The organism is Marinifilum breve (genome assembly GCF_003202155.1).
GTDB classification, from domain to species: domain Bacteria; phylum Bacteroidota; class Bacteroidia; order Bacteroidales; family Marinifilaceae; genus Marinifilum; species Marinifilum breve.
Genome location: NZ_QFLI01000042.1, coordinates 1 through 902, shown reverse-complemented (window position 1 = coordinate 902; position 902 = coordinate 1). Strand labels below are relative to the sequence as shown.

Below are 902 nucleotides of genomic sequence, written 5' to 3'. Positions count from 1 at the left end.
ATTAGTGGTGGTGTTGGTGTTGGTGTTGGTGTTGGTGGTGTGAAATTGGTATTGTAGTTGGTGTCAGTGTTTGTGTAATGGTGGTCATGCTAGTGATTGTGTTTGTTTGTTGCTGGTTGTTGTGTGCGATGTGAGTTGGTATTGTGTTGTGGTATGGTCTGTGTGGGGTCGACGAATGTCGCCTCCGTGGCGCAACCGGTTAGCGCGTTCGGCTGTTAACCGAAAGGTTGGTGGTTCGAGCCCACCCGGAGGCGCTTCCCACTTCTGACGAAACACATCAACAACATCAACACTCGCTTCGTCACACATCCATCAATACACTCACACTGTACAACTACTCCACCAACACACACCCGGATTACTCTCAATCCCTGTGGCAATATACCACTCCACAATCATCTCTCCATCCAACGACTACACGTCCACTGTCCACTACCACACGTCAATTCCACCACACTCCATTCGAATTTACACTATACATATACACCACTGTGTCAAACACTCTCTTCACACATTCCACACGTCCTAACTCACGCACTCACTCCCTGATCACCTCATTCTCACCCACAACACATTTGACGCGTTGAATTGATCAACTGTCAGACTCGAAATTCCACTATGTTGTTTGACAACGCAGTTGGCGAATACCAACCAATTCTCCGTGCAAACACGCTCCTCAATCATCACCGAACTGATCGCACTATGTGGACATAGGGAACAAGACACACGAGTGCAATTCATCACCAGAATATTGCCAACAAGGGACTCAAACGTCTACCATGCAACTGCCTGACGACCAGTCAGTGTCGATGTAGACCGATGCAAAACTCGTCGGAACAAATCTCTGACTGATTCGACTGCATTCTGAACTAGATGAGTGGGTGATTAGTGGTGGTGTTGGT

General features: G+C 47.8%; 1 tRNA gene. It reads left to right on the top strand.

The window, feature by feature from the left end:
• Window positions 1-180: 180 nt before the first annotated feature.
• Window positions 181-254 (top strand) — tRNA-Asn (locus DF185_RS24735).
• Window positions 255-902: the final 648 nt, after the last annotated feature.